This window comes from Streptomyces sp. NPDC048623 (genome assembly GCF_040650755.1).
In the GTDB taxonomy this organism is placed as follows: domain Bacteria; phylum Actinomycetota; class Actinomycetes; order Streptomycetales; family Streptomycetaceae; genus Streptomyces.
This window is the reverse complement of record NZ_JBEZHV010000035.1, coordinates 19507-36158: the sequence shown is the minus strand read 5'-3', so window position 1 is coordinate 36158 and position 16652 is coordinate 19507. Positions and strand designations below refer to the sequence as shown.

Sequence of the window (16652 nt, the reverse complement as noted above, 5' to 3'; positions counted from 1 at the left end):
CGGGCGGGACGCTGCGGGTAGCGGGGGCCGGGGCGCTGCGGGCGGGGCCGGCCGATCCGGCGGCGCGGGCGGGGTACGAGCACGAGCGGTCTCCTCCAGTCGTCGGGCGGGCAGCGCCGCGCCCCGCCGACGGGGTGCGGGTGTCGGCGGGGCGCGGCAGGTGGTGCGGCTGGGTTATGCGGCGAGGCCGTGGGCCGTGCGGGTGGAGTGCTGCTCGCCGGGCGCGGGCGTGCTGTGGCCCGGCCGGGGCGGGGCCGGCTGCTGCTCGGGGGCGCCCGCCAGGTGGGTGCCGATCAGGTAGCCGATCAGCAGCCCGCCGATGCCGAAGACCTTGTGCCGGTTGGCTTTCCACCAGGTCGGGGCCGGGGGCTCGGTGAGCACTCCTATGACGGTCGGCGCTTTCGCCAAGACGACGTCTCCTTCTCTCGCGGGCGGGGTGGTGCGTGCGGCCGGGCGGCCTGTCCGGTCCTCGCCCGTCCCGCGCGGGCGGGTGGGCGAGGGCCAGGCAGGGCGTCAGGTCAGCGGGCGCGGCGGGTGCGCAGGAGGCGGGTGGCCCACTGCCGCAGCCGGTTGAGGCGGGTGGGGTGGGCGTGCCGCCAGGCGCTGGGGAACACGCCGTCCTCGGTCGGGAACGAGCGCGTGGCGCCGCAGCTGCACAGCCAGAAGTACGGGTCGGGGCGGGTGTCGTCGCGCACCGAGGTGACCTTCACCGGGGCGCCGTCGTGGCGGCCGTGGAAGGTGCCGATGCGGAACTCGGTGTCCTTCATCTGCATGGGATGTCCCTTCGGGATTCAGGCCCGCGCGCTCCGGCCCGGGACGCGCGGCGGGGCGGGGATCAACGCTGGAGCGGGTGGACGTTGTCCGGCTCGTCGCCGTAGTCGTCGCCGGGCGGGGTGGGGGCAGGCAGGGTGGCGTGCAGGTGCAGGGCGGGGCTGAACTGGGGCTGGAACTGCGGCGGGTGGTTGTGGACGATCGGCCGCAGGCTCAGGCCGCGCAGGGCGAAGATGCTGGCGAGCGACCACATGAGGGCGGCCAGCCCGGTGGCGGCGGCGCGGCCACCGGTCGGGGTGGCGGACCAGATCATGGCGAGGGAGCCGATCCCGAACAGCAGCCAGGCGATGCGGGCTCCGGCGTTGCCGAAGAACCCGCCGACCAGGCCGACCAGCCCGGTCATCTGCCAGAACGCGTACAGGGCGGCCGGGGCGACGGGAAGGTGCGCCGCCTGGTCGGCGAGGAACACCCTGATCGGGTGGTCGACCGTGCCCCACAGGCCGCTGCCGTCCCCGGCGCCAGAGGCCGGGACGTCGGACAGGCCCTTGAGCGTGGCGGAGGCGATGTCGCCGGCGGCGTCGAGCATCAGCACGATGAGGCTGAGCCCGCCGAACAGGACGGCGGCCTTGATCCAGTTGGCGGCCTCGTGCCAGCTGGCGTGCCGGGCCTGGCCGACCTCGTCCCACCGCTGGTGGAGGAAGCCGCCCTGGTCCCAGGACCGCTTCCACGCCGCGCGCAGCCACGCGAGGCGCCCGGCGCTGTGCTGGCCGTCCAGTTCGGGGGCCGGCGGCTCGGGCGGCAGCTGGTTGAACAGGTCGAAGAAGTTCGGGTTGTGCTGACCGTTGATGGGCTTGTCGTCGGACTGCATGGCGGGGCGACTCCCTCGCTCGGGTTCGGTGTGATGGGTGGTGGTGCGCAGGCCGGACGGCCTGGCCCGCACCCGACCGCGAGGGTTCGGGTGCGAGGCAGGTGGTCCGGAGCAGGGGGTCAGAGGCCGCGGGCGTCGGCGAGGCCGGCGGCCTGGTCGAGCATGCGGATCGGGACGCGGCTGCTGCCGTGGGCGTCGTTGAAGGACGGCACGGAGTCGACGTGCTCGCCGAACGTGCGGCGGATCGCGTCCAGGAGCACGGAGGCGGCGTCGGCCTCCAGGCCGCTGTCGCCTCCGGCCTCGGCGCGGATGGCGCCGATCATGCAGTGGGCGCCGTCCTCGTCGACCAGGGCGCCGGAGCACCAGCCGCCGGTGAGCAGGCGGTGGTGGGCGCGCTGGAGGAGGGCGGCGACCGGGGTCGGGTAGGAGGCCGGTGGCGGCTGGAGCGTCGGGGTCAGCGGGACGGTGACGACGTCGGCCAGGTCCACGGGCTCGATGGGGATGTGCGCGGTGTTGACCGCGTGGGCGAGGGCCGCTTCGTTCAGGCGCGCGGTCATCTCCATGTTCACGAGGGCGAGGCGTTCCTCGAGGGTCAGCACCGCCGGCGGCGCGCTGTCGGCCTGGCCGGTGGCCGGGGCGGGCGGGTGTATCGCGGGGGAGGGGGCGGTGTCGGGCATGGCGGGCTCCAGAGGGGAACGCGAAGGGCGCCGTGCAGCAGGTGATTTGGGGGTGGCGGGTGGGTAGTCACGGCACCGGCGCCCCGGGCATCCTCGATCCGGCTGGTGCGCGGTGGAGGGAATCGGGTGGAGTTCGTCTTCGAGTGCGGTTGGTGCGGCGGGGACAACTACTTCGTCGGCCGGCAGGTCGGCTGGTGGGTCGACAAGTGGGAGATCCCCTCGGAGTGGGACTGCCGCTTCTGTGACGGGCTCAACTACACGCCCGACCCGCCGTGGACCGAGGCGTAGGTCAGAAGCTGGCGAGCAGTCCGGCGAGCGCGGCCAGGCCGGTGTTGATGGCCGGGGCCAGGCCGGTCGCGGCGAGGGTAAAGCCGAACAGCGTGCAGGTCAGCGCGGGGCCGAAACGGACGTGTCCGCCCTTGACCAGGACGACGACGATGATGGCGAGCAGCGCGGCAGCGGAGATGGACAGGCCCACGACGGGGTGCTCCTTCATGAACGGTTGGGGGCCGGCCGCCGTTCGGGCGGTCCGGCCCCGGGTAATGGGTGGGTGGGTCAGGCGTCGGTGAGGCTCTTGATGGCCTCCAGCGCCTGGCGGGGTGAGGTGACCTTCGGCTCGGCGCGGCGGCCGCTCTTGGAGCCGCGCCCGCCTCCGCCCTTGCCGCCGCCTCCGCGGCGGCGGGGCTTGCCGTCGCCGTCGTCGTCCTCGTCGGGCTCGGGCCAGAACTCGCCGGGCCGCGGCTCGGGCTCGCTCCAGTCGAACCACAGGCCGCGCTTCTCCAGCTCCGCGATCTCGTGGTCGGTGAGCCGGTTGACCTCGCTGGGGAACAGGTCGGCCAGGTCGGTGTCGAAGTCCACGTAGAGCGCCTTCATCAGCACGGCGCGGCCGTTGTCGAGGACGACGACCGCGACACCGCCGGTGGAGACACCGTTCTCGGGCTCGGCCTCTCCGGCCATGGCCCGCTCGATCGCGCTGCCTTCCTTGGGGGCGTAGCGGGCGGGGATGGTCGGGACGTCGTAGGCGTTCTCCATGGTGCCCTCCGCCGCCTTGCGGGTGGCGCCGGGCGAGCCCATGTTGAAGATGACCGGGCGGCTGTTCTGCCGGAGGTTGTCCTTCATCTCCGTGGAGAAGCCGTTGTGCGCGAACGGGCTCTGTCCGGCCGGGTTGAATCCGATGCCGTACTTGAGGCCCATGACGGTCAGGGCGTCGCCGTCGGCCTGGATGAACTCGCCGTACTCGGGGTCCTGGCTCGCGGTCATGAACTCGTCCGCGTAGACGTTGAGCTGCTTGTAGGGGCAGCGCGGGTCGCCGGGCTTGTAGTCGTGCGGCTTGCCGTCGTGCGCCCACGGCATCTCCGCCCGGATCTCGCACAGGGCCTTGGCCGCGCGCAGCTGGCGGGCCATGTAGATCGGGCTGATGCCCTGGCGGTCGATGTACTCGCCGAGGGCGGTCGTCTTCTCGTCCTTGAAGCAGGACGACAGCCACACGATCTGTCCGGCGTTGGACTCGGCCACCATGGTGACGGCGAAGAACTGGGTCTTGCCGCCGCGGGTGACGCCGAGGACCAGGCCGTGCTTGGCGGCGTTCTTGTCGTGCTGGAACACGAAGTTGTGCACCGGCTGGCCGGTGATGCTGAACCCGCACACGTACATGCCGGTCTTCGCGTCCGGGGTGAGCAGCTCGCGGGTGGCGGGGAACGTGGGGGACAGCGGCGGGGTGTCGAACACGCTGATCAAGAACTCGGCTCCTTCGGTCAGGACGAAGACGCGGCTGTCGTCCTCGGGCAGGCCCAGGGCACGGCAGACCTTGGGCAGGTCGATGCGCGGGGTGTCGGTGGGGTCGGCCATCTTGGCCCGGTAGAACGTGACGCCGCGCTCGTTGTCGCGGGTGGTGTGGACCAGCTCGGAGCCGGGGGCGCCGCACTTGGGGCTGGCGACCCGGTCCGTCCACTTCTCCTGGTCGGTCGGCTTGGTGCGGCGTCGCTGGTTGGCGTCGGGGGTGATGTGGGCCTCCATCCAGCCGGGGCCGCCCTGGCGGCCGGGCTGGATGGCGACCTCGGAGAGCACGACGTCGCTGGACGGCACCGCGAACGGGGCGGCGACCGCGGCCTCGGTCAGGCCGGTAATCGGCCGTCCGGTCTCCGTGGCGCGCAGCAGGATGGTCATGTCGTGCCGCTGACCGGGGTGCCGGGTGGCCTTGACGACGTGCGTGCGGCCGGGCATCCCGGCGTTCTCCCACAGCATCCGCACCTCGCGGGTGAGCAGGTCCGCGCCGTCGTCGACCACCGTCACCGGCTCCTCGAGGACTTCGGCGGGCGCCGGCTGCGGGGCGGGGGCGGCGAGGGCGGGACGGTGGCGGCGGCGGGAGTGCCGGGAGTACGGCATCACCAGGTACCCGGCGACCGCCCATCCGGCGGCGAGCAGTCCGTCCATCCCGTACGGGCCCCAGTCGGTGGTCGTCTTGGCGGCGACGTCGACGGCGGCGGCCAAGACCAGCGGGGCCCAGCGCAGAATCTTGCGGCCGGCGCCGGGTTCGTCGCTCTTGGCGGCGAGCACCCAGCCGCCGATCCCGGCGGCGCCAGCGAGCTGCACGACCTGGTTGACGGGGCTGTCGGGGTAGATGTTCGGGGCCACGGCCAGCACGGGCGCGGCGAGGGTGTAGGCGAGGCGTTCGAGCGTGACACTGCGCGGCGTGGCCACCGGTGTACTCCTTCGGGAACGAACGCGGGCGGCCCCGCTGGTGTGCGGGGCCGCCCGTGGCGGGGTGGGGGAGGGGTCAGCGGTTGAAGAACCCGGGCTTGGGCGTCCTCTCGCGCCGGTTGGAGCGGATGTCGTCCAGCGCGCCGTAGAGCTTGGAGTGGGTGCGCCGGGTCTGGTGGGTGAGGTCGGCGGTCTCCTGCGCGGTGTCGCACAGCGTGCGGACCTCGCGGGTGGCGCCGTCCAGGGCGGTCTCCACGGCCCTGGTGAGCTGCACGAACTTCGGGTCGAGCATGGCGTTGGCGATGTCCTGGGCCATGTCGCCGGCGTCGTTGGCGTTGGCCTGCATGCTGCGGCGCAGCCCCTCCAGTTCGAGGGTGGCGTCGTCCATGGCCTTGCCGAGCTTGTCGAGCTTGGCCTGCACGGCCTTGTACCGGTTGTCGCCGTCGGCCGGGGCGGGTGCCGCGCTGGTGCCGCGGGGCGTGAGGTCGCTCATCGGCGGGATTCCTCCAGGTCGTTCTAGTCGTGGTGGACCGCGGCCGACGCGTGCGCGAGGCCGGCGTCCTCCTTGGCGGCCATGTCCTGGCCGTACACGCGGGCGACTTCCTTGGCGGCGAGCGTCGCGGCCTCCTTGGCGAAGCCGCACTGCTCGGCGCACCGCTGGGCCTGCGCCTTCATGCGGGCGGCGGAGTCGGCCAGGTCCGCGATCAGGTCGGTGACCGTGGTGGAGACGTTGTGGTCGCCGACCAGGTCGGCGGCCATCTCCCGCAGCGCATCCGCGACCTGGGCCAGGGCCTCCATCAGGGCCTCGGCGCGCTCCTGGTCGGAGGCGGCCTTGATGGCGATGTTCGCCATCCCCATCAGGTACTCGTCGAACGTGATGTCCGTCCGGTGCTGGGCGGCCAGGCCGCTCGCGCCGGACGGCCTGCTGACCTGCGAGCTGCCCATGCTGCTCCCTTCCGTGCTGGTCGGCCGGCTGGTGCCAGGCCGTGCGGTGTGCGGCTCCGGCGCGGGCGGCAGGCCCCGCACGCCGGTCGTGACGGCCGCGGGGGCGTCGGGGACGATGTCGGCGTCGACGATGTCGTCCTCGCCGCTCTTGCCCTTGGTGTCGGTGCGCGGCGGGCGGGTGGGCCGGTCGGGCCACTCCACCGTCGGGGTGGAGTCCTCCGCGCCGAACGGACTGTCCGCCGTGCGGCCGGATCGTCCGGCGCGTCCCGTACGACCGCGTCCCGTCCGGCCGGTGCGACCGGCGCGGCTGGTACGTCCGCGCCGTCCGGCCCGGCCCGTACCGGCGGTGCGCCGGCGCCGGAACCGGCGGCGCTTCTTCGCGCCGTCAGACGCCCCGTCAGCGGCCTTTGAGTCCTTGCCCGGCTCGTCGCCCGCCTTGCCGTCCTTCGCGGCGCCAGAGGCCCCGTCAGGGCCGTCCTTGGCGGTCTTGGAGTCCTTCCCGTCGGTGCCCTTGGCCTTGGAGTCCTTGGAGTCCTTCTCCTTGGTCAGGCTGACCTTCTCCGCCCCGGCCTCCTTGGCGTCCTTCGCGTCGGCGGCGGCCTTCGCGTCGGCGCGGCGCTTGTCCCAGCGGCGCTGGGCTTCCTCGCCGACGGCCTGGCCGAGCGTGGTGCGGCCCGGGCCGGCCGACGCCGCGGCTTCCCGCTTCGCCTTCCGTGCCGCGTCGCGCTCCGCCCGCTTCGCCCGGCGGTCCTCCCACGCCTGCTGCCGCTGCGCGCGGGCCTGGTCGCGGTCCTTGGACCGGTCCGCGACATCGGCGGCGTGCCCGGCGCTGCGCCGTTCCTGCCGCCCGGCCTGCCGGGCCCCGGCGCGGTCCTGGCGGCCGCGGGCCCGCTCGGCACGGGCGCTGGACGCCGGACCGCGCTCGGCCCGGCCGTTGGCTTCGCCCTTCGAGCCGCCGCTGCGGCCGGAGCCGCCAGAGCCCGTCTGAGAGCCTTTCGAGCCCCCGGACGGCCCGTTGCGCCCGGAACCGGCTGCGCGGCCGCCAGAGCCCCGTTCGGAGCCCTTCGCGCCGCCCTTGCCGCCTCCGCCGCCCCCGGTCGCTCCGGACCCCGAACGGCCGCCAGGGCCGCCGGAGTTGGAGCCGCGCGACGGCCCGGACCGGTTCGGCCCGGTGCCGGAGGAGTTGGTCCGGGAGGGCCCCGTGCCGCCACCGCCGCGCGAGGACCCGCCGCCACCGCCGCCGGCCTTCGAGCGGCCCTTGTCCGCGCCCATGCCGGAGCCGGTCGACTTCGTGCGGTCGGCGTCGGCCTTTCCGCGTGCCGCCGCTTTGTCGCCCTTCGCTTTCATCATCGCGGCGTGGAGCTTTCCGTTCTGCTCCATCATCGCGACTTCCTGCGCGGTGCGGCCCTCGATCAGCGCCGCCTTCCGCGCTATTTCAGCCTCGCGGAAAGGCGCCTCGCTTTCGTGATTGGCCCGCGCCATTTCCAGCCGGAATTCCAACCAGTCACCGAGGCGGTCGGCGAGAGAGCGGCGCTGTCCGTATTCGCCTTCCGCGTATTCGCCTTCGGATTCCTCGGCCACTGGCGGGGCGATTCCTTCGGAACGCATTGCCAGTGCGGGGTCCGGGGCCGCCGGAACTGCGGGAAGTTCCATGGTGGTCTCCTCCGGGCTTTCCGGGGGAGCGGCCGGGATGTCTTCCGGCGGCGGGATGGTGTCGATGAAATCCGGGATCGGCGGCAGCTCGTAGGTGGAATCACCGCTCCACGGGCCGTGGACCAGGGTCCCGCCGCCGGTCTCGTCGGACTCGTCGGACACGGGGCACCTCCCCTCCTGGGGACTTGACAGACAGTGGGGTCTCGTGTGCACGCGCGTGCACGTGCACGTGTGCACGCTTTACGCGCGCGAGGCCCCGCCGGAGCCCGGCGGGGCCTTCGTGGGTGACGCTCAGTGATGCGGGCCGTGCTGCTTCAGGACGGTGTCCGCGTACTTCATGAGGTGGTCGAACAGCCGCGGGTCGCCCGCCTGCCGCTTCTCCAGGACCAGCTTGAAGAGGCGGCAGACCAGCGTGAATGCGGTGAGGACATCGCTGCGACCGGCTTTGACTTCGCGGGTGATTTCAGTCCGGGTGACTCGGAGCCAGAATTCCATCCGGCCGGTTTCGCCGCGACTTTCAATCGCCTTGCGCTCTTCTGCCTGCAGCCAGCCGTTCCGCCCTTGAATGGAGCGTTCGATGCTGCTGAGGGGGCGCGTCACGCCGACTCCCTCTTACCGAGGTCGTAAATCGACGTGGGACCACTGTAGCCGGAATTCTGCGGCTGCGCACCCTGCTGCGGCGGGTTGGGCGCCGCCTGGAGGACCGGCGGGTTCTTCTTCCGCTGCTTTTCCAGCTCCTTTTCCTTCCTTTCCTTGAGCGTGTTCACCACGGCCTCGTCGTGGGCCCGGCGCTTGTAGGCGCTCTTTTCCAGGCCCTCGGTGAGGTTCTTGAGGTTCTTGAGGACGTTTCCGAGGGCCCTTTCGACGGGCATCGCGCGCAGCCTGGCGTGGTACCAGCGGTCGCCCTCCACGTGGGTGTCGCGCAGGTGCACCTGGGTCTCGATCGCGAGGGTCTCCAGGTTCTTGCCGATGTCCAGCAGGACCCGCTGGACGTCGGCCAGGTACCGGGCGGTGGCCTCCGGGCTCTGCGCGACGTCACGCAGAGGGGAGTAGTTCGGGTCGTTGTTGCTGTTCACGGCGTGGATTCCCTCCTGGTGTACTGATGGGGCTGTGACTGCTTCCGGCAGTCGCAGCGAGGGCCAGCCCACTTCCGATGGGCTGGCCCTCACTGGTGTGTGCCGGACGGGTGGGTCAGGGGCGGTAGCCGCCGGCGAGCAGCTCGGCCGCCTCCTGGCGGTACTCCGAAGCCGTGCCCGGGGAGACTTCGAGCTCGCGCTGGATGTCGGAGAGCGGCAGCTGGCCGGCGACGCCGGCCGCCTTCGCGAGGATCAGCCGGGCGACCTTGCGGACCGCCCGCTCGCGCGGGGAGAGCTTCGCGGCATCCTCAGCTTCGACCGCGCGCCGCTCGATTTCGGCGGCGGCCCGCCGCGTTTCGGCAGCGGCCCGCTCGGCTTCGGCGGCCTCCTGCTGAGAGCGCGCGGCGTCGGCGAGAGCGGCCTCCCGGAGGCGGTCCTCCTCGGCCTTCTTGCGGTCGGCTTCGGCAGCGGCCAGCCGCGTTTCGGCGGCGGCCTTCTCCGTTTCGGCAGCACGCCGGTCCGCTTCGGCAGCGGCCCGGCGGGCCTCGGCGATGGCCTGGGTCTCGATGGCCTGTGCCTCCGCCGCGGCGACCTGGTCGGCCTCCGCCGCTTCCTTCCGCTTCTGCGCCGCCTGGCGCTCCAGCTCGGCCGCCTCCAGGTCGGCGGCGGCCGCCGCCTTGCGCGCCTGGGCGATCCGCTCGGTCTCGATCGCGCCGGCCTCCGCCGCCGCGACCTTGTCCGCCTCCGCCGCCGCCCTGCGCTGCTCGGCGGCCTGGCGCTCGAGCTCGGCCTTCTCCAGGTCCGCGGCCGCCGCCGCCTTGCGCTGCTCGGCGGCCTGGCGCTCCGCCTCGGCCTCGCGGGCGCGGGCCTCGGCGACCACGGCGTTGTCGAGGGCCTGAAGTTCCAGCTCGGCGGCCCGCTCTGCGGCGCTGACCTGGGCTCGGGCGTGTGCGCGGGCCTGGCCGGTCTGGCCGTCGACCTCCGCCTGGACCAGGTCGACCTCGCCCTTGGCGCGCAGCCGCTCGGCCTCCGCCTTGGCCTTGGCGACCTCGCTGCGGGTCTCCGCCTCCAGGCGCCGGCGCTCGGCCTCCGCCTTGCGCTCCTGGGCTGCCCGTTCCTGGTCGTCGGGCATGGCCAGGGCCTGGGCGACGGTGTAGCCGTAGGGGGCCATCTTCATCGGCAGCAGCTCGTCCTCGGTGGCCTTGGAGATGTCGCCCTTGTACTTGCGCTTGAGCCACTGCTCGTAGGCGATGAGCTCCTGCTGGCGCCGGATCATCTCCGGGTAGGAGGTGACGTTGTGCAGCCGCATCCGGCGGTAGAACCGCGGGGTGGCGACCGGGGAGAGGATCCAGCGGTGCAGCGGGATCCGGTCGGCGACCGTGCCCGCCTCCAGCCTGGCCTTTTGGATGATCAGGCGGCGGGCGGCCTCCACGCCGATCACGAACAGCACCGGCATGACGCCGTGGCTGGCGGCCTGCACCGGGTCGGAGGCGATCTGGCCCTGTGAGCTGGCGTTGAACCAAATCGTCGCGCCGGTCATCGCGTGCGCGGCCATCCGCAGGAGCGGCCACGCGGTGTTCTTGCGGATCAGGTACAGGTCGAGCGCGAGGAACGCGATGATCGACGCGTCGACGCCGACCGGGAACCAGGGGGCCAGTTCCTGGCTGAATCCCCAGCTCAGGGCGACCTTGGCCAGGGTGCTGTAGGACATCGCGAAGCCGATGACGCCGACCAGCGTTCCGCCGACCGCGGCGACGAGCGACAGCGCGGTCATCAGCCGGTCGCGGGTGGGCTTGATCGTCTTCCGCTTGTCCGGGCTCGAAACGCCCCGGGCCGTACCCGAAGCCTTCTCGGGCGCGTCCGAAGCGCGGCCCGGCGGGCGCGAAACGGGGGTGTCGGGAGCCGCAGTCTGCGGCATGTCGGTGATCGTCATGAGGGCCTCCGAGAGGGGTCGTTCAGGGCGTGCGCGAAACGGCGGGGGCTGCTCCCGAAACGCGGCGAGGCGTTCCCGAAACGGCCCGTGGTGGGGACGGTGGCTTGCGAACCGGACACCGGCTCTACCCGCTCCGAGCGCACGAAAAGGCCGGCGGCCCGGGGGGCGGGCAGCCGTACTCGCGAAGCGCCACGGGGCGGGCTCGAAACTCGGTGCGGCTCCCGCCGGGCGGGCGCGAAGTCAGCTCTGGAGCTGCGCGCCGTGGCGGCGGAGGTCGTCGGTGGTGATGCCGTAGATCCGGCACTTGTCGATCAGCGGCTTGAGCGCGGTGCCGGCGGAGCGCGCCTCGGGCGATCCCTCGCCGAACAGCCGCTGGCTGTTCAGCAGGTCGTTGATCGCGGTCGCGGTGCGGGCGGCGTGCCGCTCGACGCGGCCCTCACCCACCCACTCCTCCGCGATGACGTGGAGGGTGGTACGCCAGCTGCCGTCGTAGTCCTCGGGGTCGATCGGCGGGATGTCCGTGCCGAAGATCGCGAAGGCGCACGCCTGGGCGGCGGCTTCCGTGCCGGGCTGGAGCGGGGTGATCGTCGTGGCCATGAGGGCCTCCCTCGAACTGTTCGGTCCGGGCTGTCCGGCTCCCCTTCACCGCCCGTCCCGGCCGCCGTGGTCGGCGGTCGGTGCGGGCGGATCAGGCAGCCGCCAGAGCGGATCAGGAGGCGTTGCGGGCCCGCTGGCGGGCGGCGCGGCGCTTCATGGCGCGGCGCTCGTCCTCGCTCAGACCGCCCCAGACGCCGCTGTCCTCGCCCTGCTCCAGCGCCCACCGGAGGCAGGTCTCCATCACGGGGCAGCGACGGCAGACGGCCTTGGCCTCCTCGATCTGCAGCAGGGCCGGGCCGGTGTTGCCGATCGGGAAGAACAGCTCGGGGTCCTCCTCGCGGCACGCGCTGTCCTCCCGCCAGTTCGTGTTCACCGGCAGGTCGGCGGAGGGGGCGTAGCTGGTGCGTACGATGGACGTGCGATTCATCAGGGCCTCCCAGAAGGTCCAGAGCGAAGGACAGCCCCGGGGCGGCCACCCCGGGGCTGTTGCGTGTACGGCGGCCGGACGGCCGGAGCGGGCGGGAGTTCCCGGCGCTCTCCGCCGGCCCCGGCCGGGACGGCGCGGGGACGACGGGCAGGGCCGGGTTCAGCGCTGCTTGTTCTGTCGTGCGAGGTAGGCGTCCTGGAGGCGGGCGAACCGCTCGTGGATCGGTGTCCCGACCTCGCAGGGCTCCTCGGCCTGGCAGGCCGCGCAGGCACCGAGGTGGGTGGTGGAGTCCTCGAACGACTTCATGTAGCGGACGTACAGGTCGTCGGTCGGGCGGGCGGTCATCGGCCGCTGCCCTGCGAGGAGCGCTTGTTGACCTCGGCGAGCTTCCGGCTCAGCTCGGTGGGGTCGTCGGCCATCAGGAGGCGGACCAGCTGGTAGAAGGTGTCCGTCTCGTCCCGCTCCGGGCCGCGCTGGTTGTCCTCTTCCTCCATGTCGCTGTAGAGGCCGGCCGACGGAGCGGCGGGAAGGGAACGTGTCATCATGCTGAGCATCAGGTCCTCCGAGTCAGGTCCTGGACAGCCCCGGGGGCCCAATCCCTGGGGCTGTCGCCGTTCACTCCCCAGTTGGGGAGTCGGCCGCTGTACGAGCAGCCACGGCCCCGGCCACCCCGGTTTCGTCGGGGTGGCCGGGGCCGTGGGCGTTCGTCCGGAAGGTGGGTCAGGAAGCGCCGGCCGGAAGAGCGCGGGGCACGAAGTCCTTCGCCCTCTGGAAGACCGGGGCGGGAAGGCCGTGCCGCACTCGGAGCTCCTCGACCTCCGCGTCGCTGAGGCCGTACCGCGAAGCGCCGTTCACGTAGTTCGACAGGGCCTCGTAGTGGTCCTCCGGGAGGACCCCGCCGTTCTGCGCAACGACGTCGGCGAACTGCGGAAGCACGAGGTTGAGGTAGTGGAAGGCGTAGTCCCTGTCCTCCGCCCGGGGCTCGGCCGTGCTGGCCTCGCCCGCGTCCGGCTGCTCCTGGACCGCCCGAAGGCGGGCTTCCAGCTCGGCCACCTTCTTCTCCGCGCTGCTCGCCCGGGAGTCGGCAACCTCGTACGCGGCCAGCGCCGACTTCCGAGCGAGGCGAGCCTCGTTCAGTTCGCCGGTCAGGCGCGTCACCTCGCCGTCCTTCGCCTCGGCGCTCACGGCCTGGGCGACGACCTCCTGCTCGGCACGGGCGAGCTTGTCGCGTAACGCGTCGGCGGTCGTGCGTCGTACAAACGGCAGCTTCATGCGGCTGTCCCTTCATGCTGGAGGTCAACTCGGCTGGTCGTACGAGCAGCCACGGCCCCGGCCGCCCCGGTTTCGTCGGGGTGGCCGGGGCCGTGGGCGTTCGTCCGGAGCGGATCAGCTCGCGCGGCGCTCGGGGTGCAGCGTCTTGAGCGGCACCGGCGGCGCTCCCAGCGGCGCGGCACCGGCGGGCAGCTGCGCGCGGCGGGTGTCGGCGTCGCGAACCGCGGGCTCGGTCGCCGCCCACTGCTCCTTGCGCAGCCGCCACAGGGGCCGGCCGTTGCCGCGCTCGTCGCCCGCCGGCGCCTGCCGCTGCGCGGCGATCTGGCTGACAGCCGGAGCGACCGCGACCTTGGGCTTGCGCCGCACGGTGGTCCGGCGGCGGTGGCCGGTCTCCGCGTGACCGTCCTCCAGGCGCTCCGCCCACTTCCGGGCCGTGACGTCGACCGTGACCAGACGGTTGCTGCCCAGGCGGCAGCGGACGGCCGCGTCCTTCCACGTACGGCCGGTGTCGTGCGGCACGACCTTGGTCGTCTTGGTGCCGAGTCCGGTGATCGGCACCCACGTCTCGCAGTCGGGGCAGACCAGCGACGCGCAGGCGGGGCGCAGGTCGTACTGGTGGGGCTTGAGGGTGGAGAGGGCGAGCGCCGGACGGGCGTTGACGGTGCGGGAGCGGGTCCGGCTCTTACGGGGCCGGGCGGTGCGCTCAACGGTCGAAGCAGACATCTGAACTCCTCGTGACGGAGCGGCAGGGGGAGCGTCGCGATGCTCTCTCCGCCCTCCAGGCCGCACGGCCGAGGCCGGCGTCCCGCAGGACAGACAGCGCACAGCGCTGCGAGGTGCACGCAGTGGTCGCGGCCGTCAGGCTCCGGAGGAGTTCGATGGTGCTCTCGCGTCCTCGGATTCCCAGCGAGCTGGGGAGGACTACTCCGGCCGACCCCGAAGGGCGGACGACTACTGCGGTCTTGCATGGTGCTGAGGGGCGTAACCCCTGCTCAACGGAGCGTTAGGGCTATCGCTATCGCCTAGTAGAGACCATGCCAGGCCGCCGAGTCAATAGCGATAGCTCTATTCGTGTCGATCGGTTGTGCTCGCGCATCGCCGCCTGATAGAGCTAGCCCTAGAATCAGATCCGCGTAGCTCTCTGAAAGGTGGCTTCGATGCCCGTCTCGTATCGCGACATCGCCGCTGACCTGCGACAGCAGATCAGCGAGGGGCGATACATGCCGGGCGACAAGCTGCCGATGCTGACCGAGCTCCAAGCCCAGTACGGCGCTGGCTACCAGACCGTGCGAAGCGCCATCTCGCTCCTGGAGCAGGAGGGTCTGGTCGTTGCAGTACGCCGCAGGGGGACCATCGTGCGAGAGCGCCCTGAGAAGCGGCGCATCACCCGGTCCCGCCAGGTCTTCCGTGACGAGATCGGCTACTACTTCGATCCGACTGCGCAGCCGTGGGTGGCCTTGGAGCCTCCCACCCTCCGCTGGGGCATCGTGCCGGTCGATCTCGCCGCCCTCATGGGCCTCCCCACCGGATCCGAAGTCCTCGTTCGCGACCGTGTGATGGGCGATCCCGAGAGCAGGAAGCCGAAGCAGTTGGCCACCAGTTACCTGCCGGCCGAACTCGCTCGAGGAACTCGACTCGCAGAGGCCGACACGGGGCCCGGAGGCATCTACGACCGTCTGGAGGAGATGGGCCACCGCCCTCTCCGCTGGAGCGAAGGCGTCTCCGCCCGCATGCCCTCGCCTGAGGAGGCGGAGGCATTGGACCTCCCAGCCGACGTTGGCGTTCCGCTCCTGCGCGTCGTGCGAGTCACGACCAGCCCCAGCGGTGAGGTCGTCGAGCTGAATGACACCAGGATGAGCGCCGAAGAGTTCGAGATCGGCTACTCCATCCGACGCCATGCGAGTGCTCGGCTCGCTGATGACGACGGAGATGGTGACGACGACAACTGACAGCACCTCACATGTCATGGCATCCCTCCCGTCGGCTGATCTCGTGAGGGCCATCACACTCGGGCTGGGCAGGACGAACCATCACAGGGGCTTGTCCAAGCTCGTACGCACCGCCATTCACGCGTTTTCAACATCCGCGTATACATGCGATTTGCAGCCCGAGCCCTAGGCTCGCGGCCATGACGATGACGGAGGGGCAGAGGGTGGGGAAGCAGCGCGCAGGGTGGAGGCCGGACCGGCTACGGGAGCAGCGTGAGGCCCACGGCCTGACCCTGGAGAAGGCAGGCGAACGCCTTCGAGCGGTTGCCCAGCAGGCGAAGCTCAAGGGCATCCCCGCCGCGAATCCTCAGACCCTGTGGCAGCACGAGCAGGGCGAGGTCTTCCCTGGCCCCCACTACCGGCGGGCCTACTGCCTCCTCTACCGGGCCACCGAACCGGACTTGGGATTCCGTACGGCTCTGCCCGGGGAGGAGTCCTCCTTCAAGCTCACGCCGCTGGACGACCGGCTCAACGGATCACACGTCCTGGCTGTTGAGCGCGCTATTCACCGCATCGCGCCGGGCTCGGACGAGGCCGACCACTTCGACCTGCAGCAGCGAATCATCGACGCGTGGAAGCGCCGGCACACCGGCGGCGATCCTCACCGTCCCGTGCTCATCCTCGTTGGCGGCTTCGCCGGCAGCGGCAAGACCGAGCTCGCCCGCTTCTTCGTCCAGCTCACCGGCTGGCCGCTGCTCGACAAGGACCCGCTCACCCGCCCGCTCGTGGAACGCCTCCTCGTCGCGCTGGGCGGCGACGCGAACGACCGGCACACCGACCTCTACCGCGAGCAGGTCCGGCCGGTGGAGTACGACTGCCTGATGCAGTCGGCCATGGCCAACATCAAGTGCGGCATCTCCACCGTGCTCACCGCGCCGTTCATTGCCGAGATGACCGACCCGGCCTGGATGCAGCGTCTGACCAACCGGGCCAGCTCGATGGGCGTCGACGTCTTCCCCGTGTGGGTGCGCTGCGACGAAGAGTCGATGCGCGAGTACATCGGCTTCCGGTCCGCGGCCCGCGACGCATGGAAGCTGGCGCGCTGGGACGAGTACATGGCGACCATCGACCTGGAGCTGCGCCCGGCAGTGCCTCACCTGGTCGTGGACAACCGGCTGGGCACCGCGGTGACGCTCGCGGACCAGGCCCGGCAAGCGATGGGGGCGATGTACTCGTGAACCCGAAGCAGGGCGTGATCCTGTACGGCCCGCCGGCCTCGGGCAAGGACACCGTCACCACCGCGCTCAGCAACCTCGACCCCAGGTACGCGCAGTTCGCGCGGCTCAAGGTGGGGACGGGTAAGGCCGCCGGCTACCGGATGGGTACACCAGAGCAGCTGCACGAGCTGGAGGCCGCGGGCGACGTCATCTACGCGAACGCGCGGTACGGCAACACGTACGCGATCGACCGGCCCGGCGTCGACACGGCGTTCGCGGCCGGGGTGCCCGTAGTGCACCTCGGACAGGTCGACGGCATCCGCGCGCTGGTCGACGGCTACCCGGCCGACTGGTCAGTGGTGCTGCTGTGGTGCCCGCGCGAGGTGACCGAGCAGCGGTCGGCGGGACGCGGCGACAGCGACACCGCAGCGCGCCTGGCGGCGTGGGACGCGACCCGCGAGGACCTGGACGCACACCCGGGTGCGACCTGGGACCTGACCATCGACACCACGGAAGCGTCCGCGCAGGATGCGGCGCGGCTCATCGACCAGCTGCTGACGCAGCGAACGGGAGCGACGACGGCATGAA

At 72.0% G+C, this 16652-nt stretch carries 21 protein-coding genes; 4 read left to right on the top strand and 17 right to left on the bottom strand.

Going from position 1 to position 16652, the window contains the following annotated elements; translation table 11 throughout:
* Nucleotides 1-174: 174 nt before the first annotated feature.
* The 4 genes from AB0C73_RS33265 to AB0C73_RS33250 form a co-directional block, all read right to left on the bottom strand.
* Nucleotides 175-408, bottom strand: coding sequence for a hypothetical protein (locus AB0C73_RS33265; RefSeq protein ID WP_362537168.1), 234 nt, complete (start codon nucleotides 406-408; stop codon nucleotides 175-177).
* A gap of 110 nt (nucleotides 409-518) precedes the next feature.
* The gene (locus tag AB0C73_RS33260; protein ID WP_362537166.1) at nucleotides 519-773 is read right to left on the bottom strand and encodes a hypothetical protein; all 255 of its coding nucleotides are present in this window, start codon (nucleotides 771-773) and stop codon (nucleotides 519-521) included.
* Nucleotides 774-835: 62 nt separating this feature from the next.
* Nucleotides 836-1639 (bottom strand): hypothetical protein, encoded by an 804-nt coding sequence (locus AB0C73_RS33255; RefSeq protein WP_362537165.1) that lies wholly within the window; start codon nucleotides 1637-1639, stop codon nucleotides 836-838.
* 119 nt (nucleotides 1640-1758) lie between these two features.
* Nucleotides 1759-2316, bottom strand: coding sequence for a hypothetical protein (locus AB0C73_RS33250; protein WP_362537163.1), 558 nt, complete (start codon nucleotides 2314-2316; stop codon nucleotides 1759-1761).
* 126 nt (nucleotides 2317-2442) lie between these two features.
* Between AB0C73_RS33250 and AB0C73_RS33245 the strand changes: the two genes are divergently transcribed.
* On the top strand, nucleotides 2443-2604 hold the full coding sequence (locus AB0C73_RS33245) for a hypothetical protein (RefSeq protein ID WP_189554175.1): 162 nt from the start codon (nucleotides 2443-2445) through the stop codon (nucleotides 2602-2604).
* Between the two features lies 1 nt (nucleotide 2605).
* Here the strand turns inward: AB0C73_RS33245 and AB0C73_RS33240 are convergent, their stop codons facing one another.
* From AB0C73_RS33240 to AB0C73_RS33180, 13 genes are all read right to left on the bottom strand, one after another.
* The gene (locus tag AB0C73_RS33240; RefSeq protein ID WP_361934163.1) at nucleotides 2606-2794 is read right to left on the bottom strand and encodes a hypothetical protein; all 189 of its coding nucleotides are present in this window, start codon (nucleotides 2792-2794) and stop codon (nucleotides 2606-2608) included.
* Nucleotides 2795-2871: 77 nt separating this feature from the next.
* Nucleotides 2872-5016 (bottom strand): chromosome segregation protein ParM, encoded by a 2145-nt coding sequence (locus AB0C73_RS33235; protein ID WP_362537161.1) that lies wholly within the window; start codon nucleotides 5014-5016, stop codon nucleotides 2872-2874.
* Nucleotides 5017-5092: 76 nt separating this feature from the next.
* Nucleotides 5093-5509 carry a conjugal transfer protein TraB gene (locus AB0C73_RS33230; protein WP_362537159.1) on the bottom strand — a complete coding sequence of 139 codons (417 nt, stop codon included), beginning with the start codon at nucleotides 5507-5509 and terminating at the stop codon, nucleotides 5093-5095.
* A gap of 23 nt (nucleotides 5510-5532) precedes the next feature.
* Complete coding sequence (locus AB0C73_RS33225) at nucleotides 5533-7776, bottom strand: ATP/GTP-binding protein (RefSeq protein WP_362537157.1); 2244 nt, start codon at nucleotides 7774-7776, stop codon at nucleotides 5533-5535.
* A gap of 129 nt (nucleotides 7777-7905) precedes the next feature.
* Nucleotides 7906-8214 carry a hypothetical protein gene (locus AB0C73_RS33220; RefSeq protein WP_362537155.1) on the bottom strand — a complete coding sequence of 103 codons (309 nt, stop codon included), beginning with the start codon at nucleotides 8212-8214 and terminating at the stop codon, nucleotides 7906-7908.
* Nucleotides 8211-8690, bottom strand: coding sequence for a hypothetical protein (locus tag AB0C73_RS33215; RefSeq protein ID WP_362537154.1), 480 nt, complete (start codon nucleotides 8688-8690; stop codon nucleotides 8211-8213). The genes AB0C73_RS33220 and AB0C73_RS33215 overlap by 4 nt, the downstream gene beginning before the upstream one ends.
* 115 nt (nucleotides 8691-8805) lie before the next feature.
* Nucleotides 8806-10623, bottom strand: a complete 1818-nt coding sequence (locus AB0C73_RS33210; protein WP_362537152.1) for a DUF2637 domain-containing protein — start codon at nucleotides 10621-10623, stop codon at nucleotides 8806-8808.
* Between the two features lie 240 nt (nucleotides 10624-10863).
* Entirely contained in the window at nucleotides 10864-11220 is a 357-nt protein-coding gene (locus AB0C73_RS33205; RefSeq protein WP_362537150.1) for a hypothetical protein, read from the bottom strand.
* A 112-nt stretch (nucleotides 11221-11332) separates the two neighbouring features.
* Complete coding sequence (locus AB0C73_RS33200; protein WP_362537148.1) at nucleotides 11333-11647, bottom strand: WhiB family transcriptional regulator; 315 nt, start codon at nucleotides 11645-11647, stop codon at nucleotides 11333-11335.
* Nucleotides 11648-11806: 159 nt separating this feature from the next.
* The gene (locus AB0C73_RS33195) at nucleotides 11807-11992 is read right to left on the bottom strand and encodes a hypothetical protein (protein WP_362537146.1); all 186 of its coding nucleotides are present in this window, start codon (nucleotides 11990-11992) and stop codon (nucleotides 11807-11809) included.
* Nucleotides 11989-12189 carry a hypothetical protein gene (locus AB0C73_RS33190; protein ID WP_362537144.1) on the bottom strand — a complete coding sequence of 67 codons (201 nt, stop codon included), beginning with the start codon at nucleotides 12187-12189 and terminating at the stop codon, nucleotides 11989-11991. The genes AB0C73_RS33195 and AB0C73_RS33190 overlap by 4 nt, the downstream gene beginning before the upstream one ends.
* A 178-nt stretch (nucleotides 12190-12367) precedes the next feature.
* Nucleotides 12368-12919, bottom strand: coding sequence for a hypothetical protein (locus AB0C73_RS33185; RefSeq protein ID WP_362537142.1), 552 nt, complete (start codon nucleotides 12917-12919; stop codon nucleotides 12368-12370).
* A gap of 114 nt (nucleotides 12920-13033) precedes the next feature.
* Entirely contained in the window at nucleotides 13034-13642 is a 609-nt protein-coding gene (locus AB0C73_RS33180; protein ID WP_362537140.1) for a hypothetical protein, read from the bottom strand.
* Between the two features lie 434 nt (nucleotides 13643-14076).
* Here AB0C73_RS33180 and AB0C73_RS33175 point away from each other — a divergent pair, with 434 nt between their 5' ends.
* The 3 genes from AB0C73_RS33175 to AB0C73_RS33165 all read left to right on the top strand — a co-directional run bounded on the left by AB0C73_RS33175 (nucleotide 14077) and on the right by AB0C73_RS33165 (nucleotide 16651).
* Complete coding sequence (locus AB0C73_RS33175; RefSeq protein WP_362537138.1) at nucleotides 14077-14868, top strand: GntR family transcriptional regulator; 792 nt, start codon at nucleotides 14077-14079, stop codon at nucleotides 14866-14868.
* Between the two features lie 179 nt (nucleotides 14869-15047).
* Nucleotides 15048-16085: an AAA family ATPase gene (locus AB0C73_RS33170; RefSeq protein ID WP_362537136.1), complete on the top strand. Its 1038-nt coding sequence runs from the start codon at nucleotides 15048-15050 to the stop codon at nucleotides 16083-16085.
* Complete coding sequence (locus AB0C73_RS33165; protein ID WP_362537134.1) at nucleotides 16082-16651, top strand: guanylate kinase; 570 nt, start codon at nucleotides 16082-16084, stop codon at nucleotides 16649-16651. Before AB0C73_RS33170 ends, AB0C73_RS33165 begins: the two co-directional genes overlap by 4 nt.
* The last annotated feature ends 1 nt before the right edge of the window (nucleotide 16652 follow it).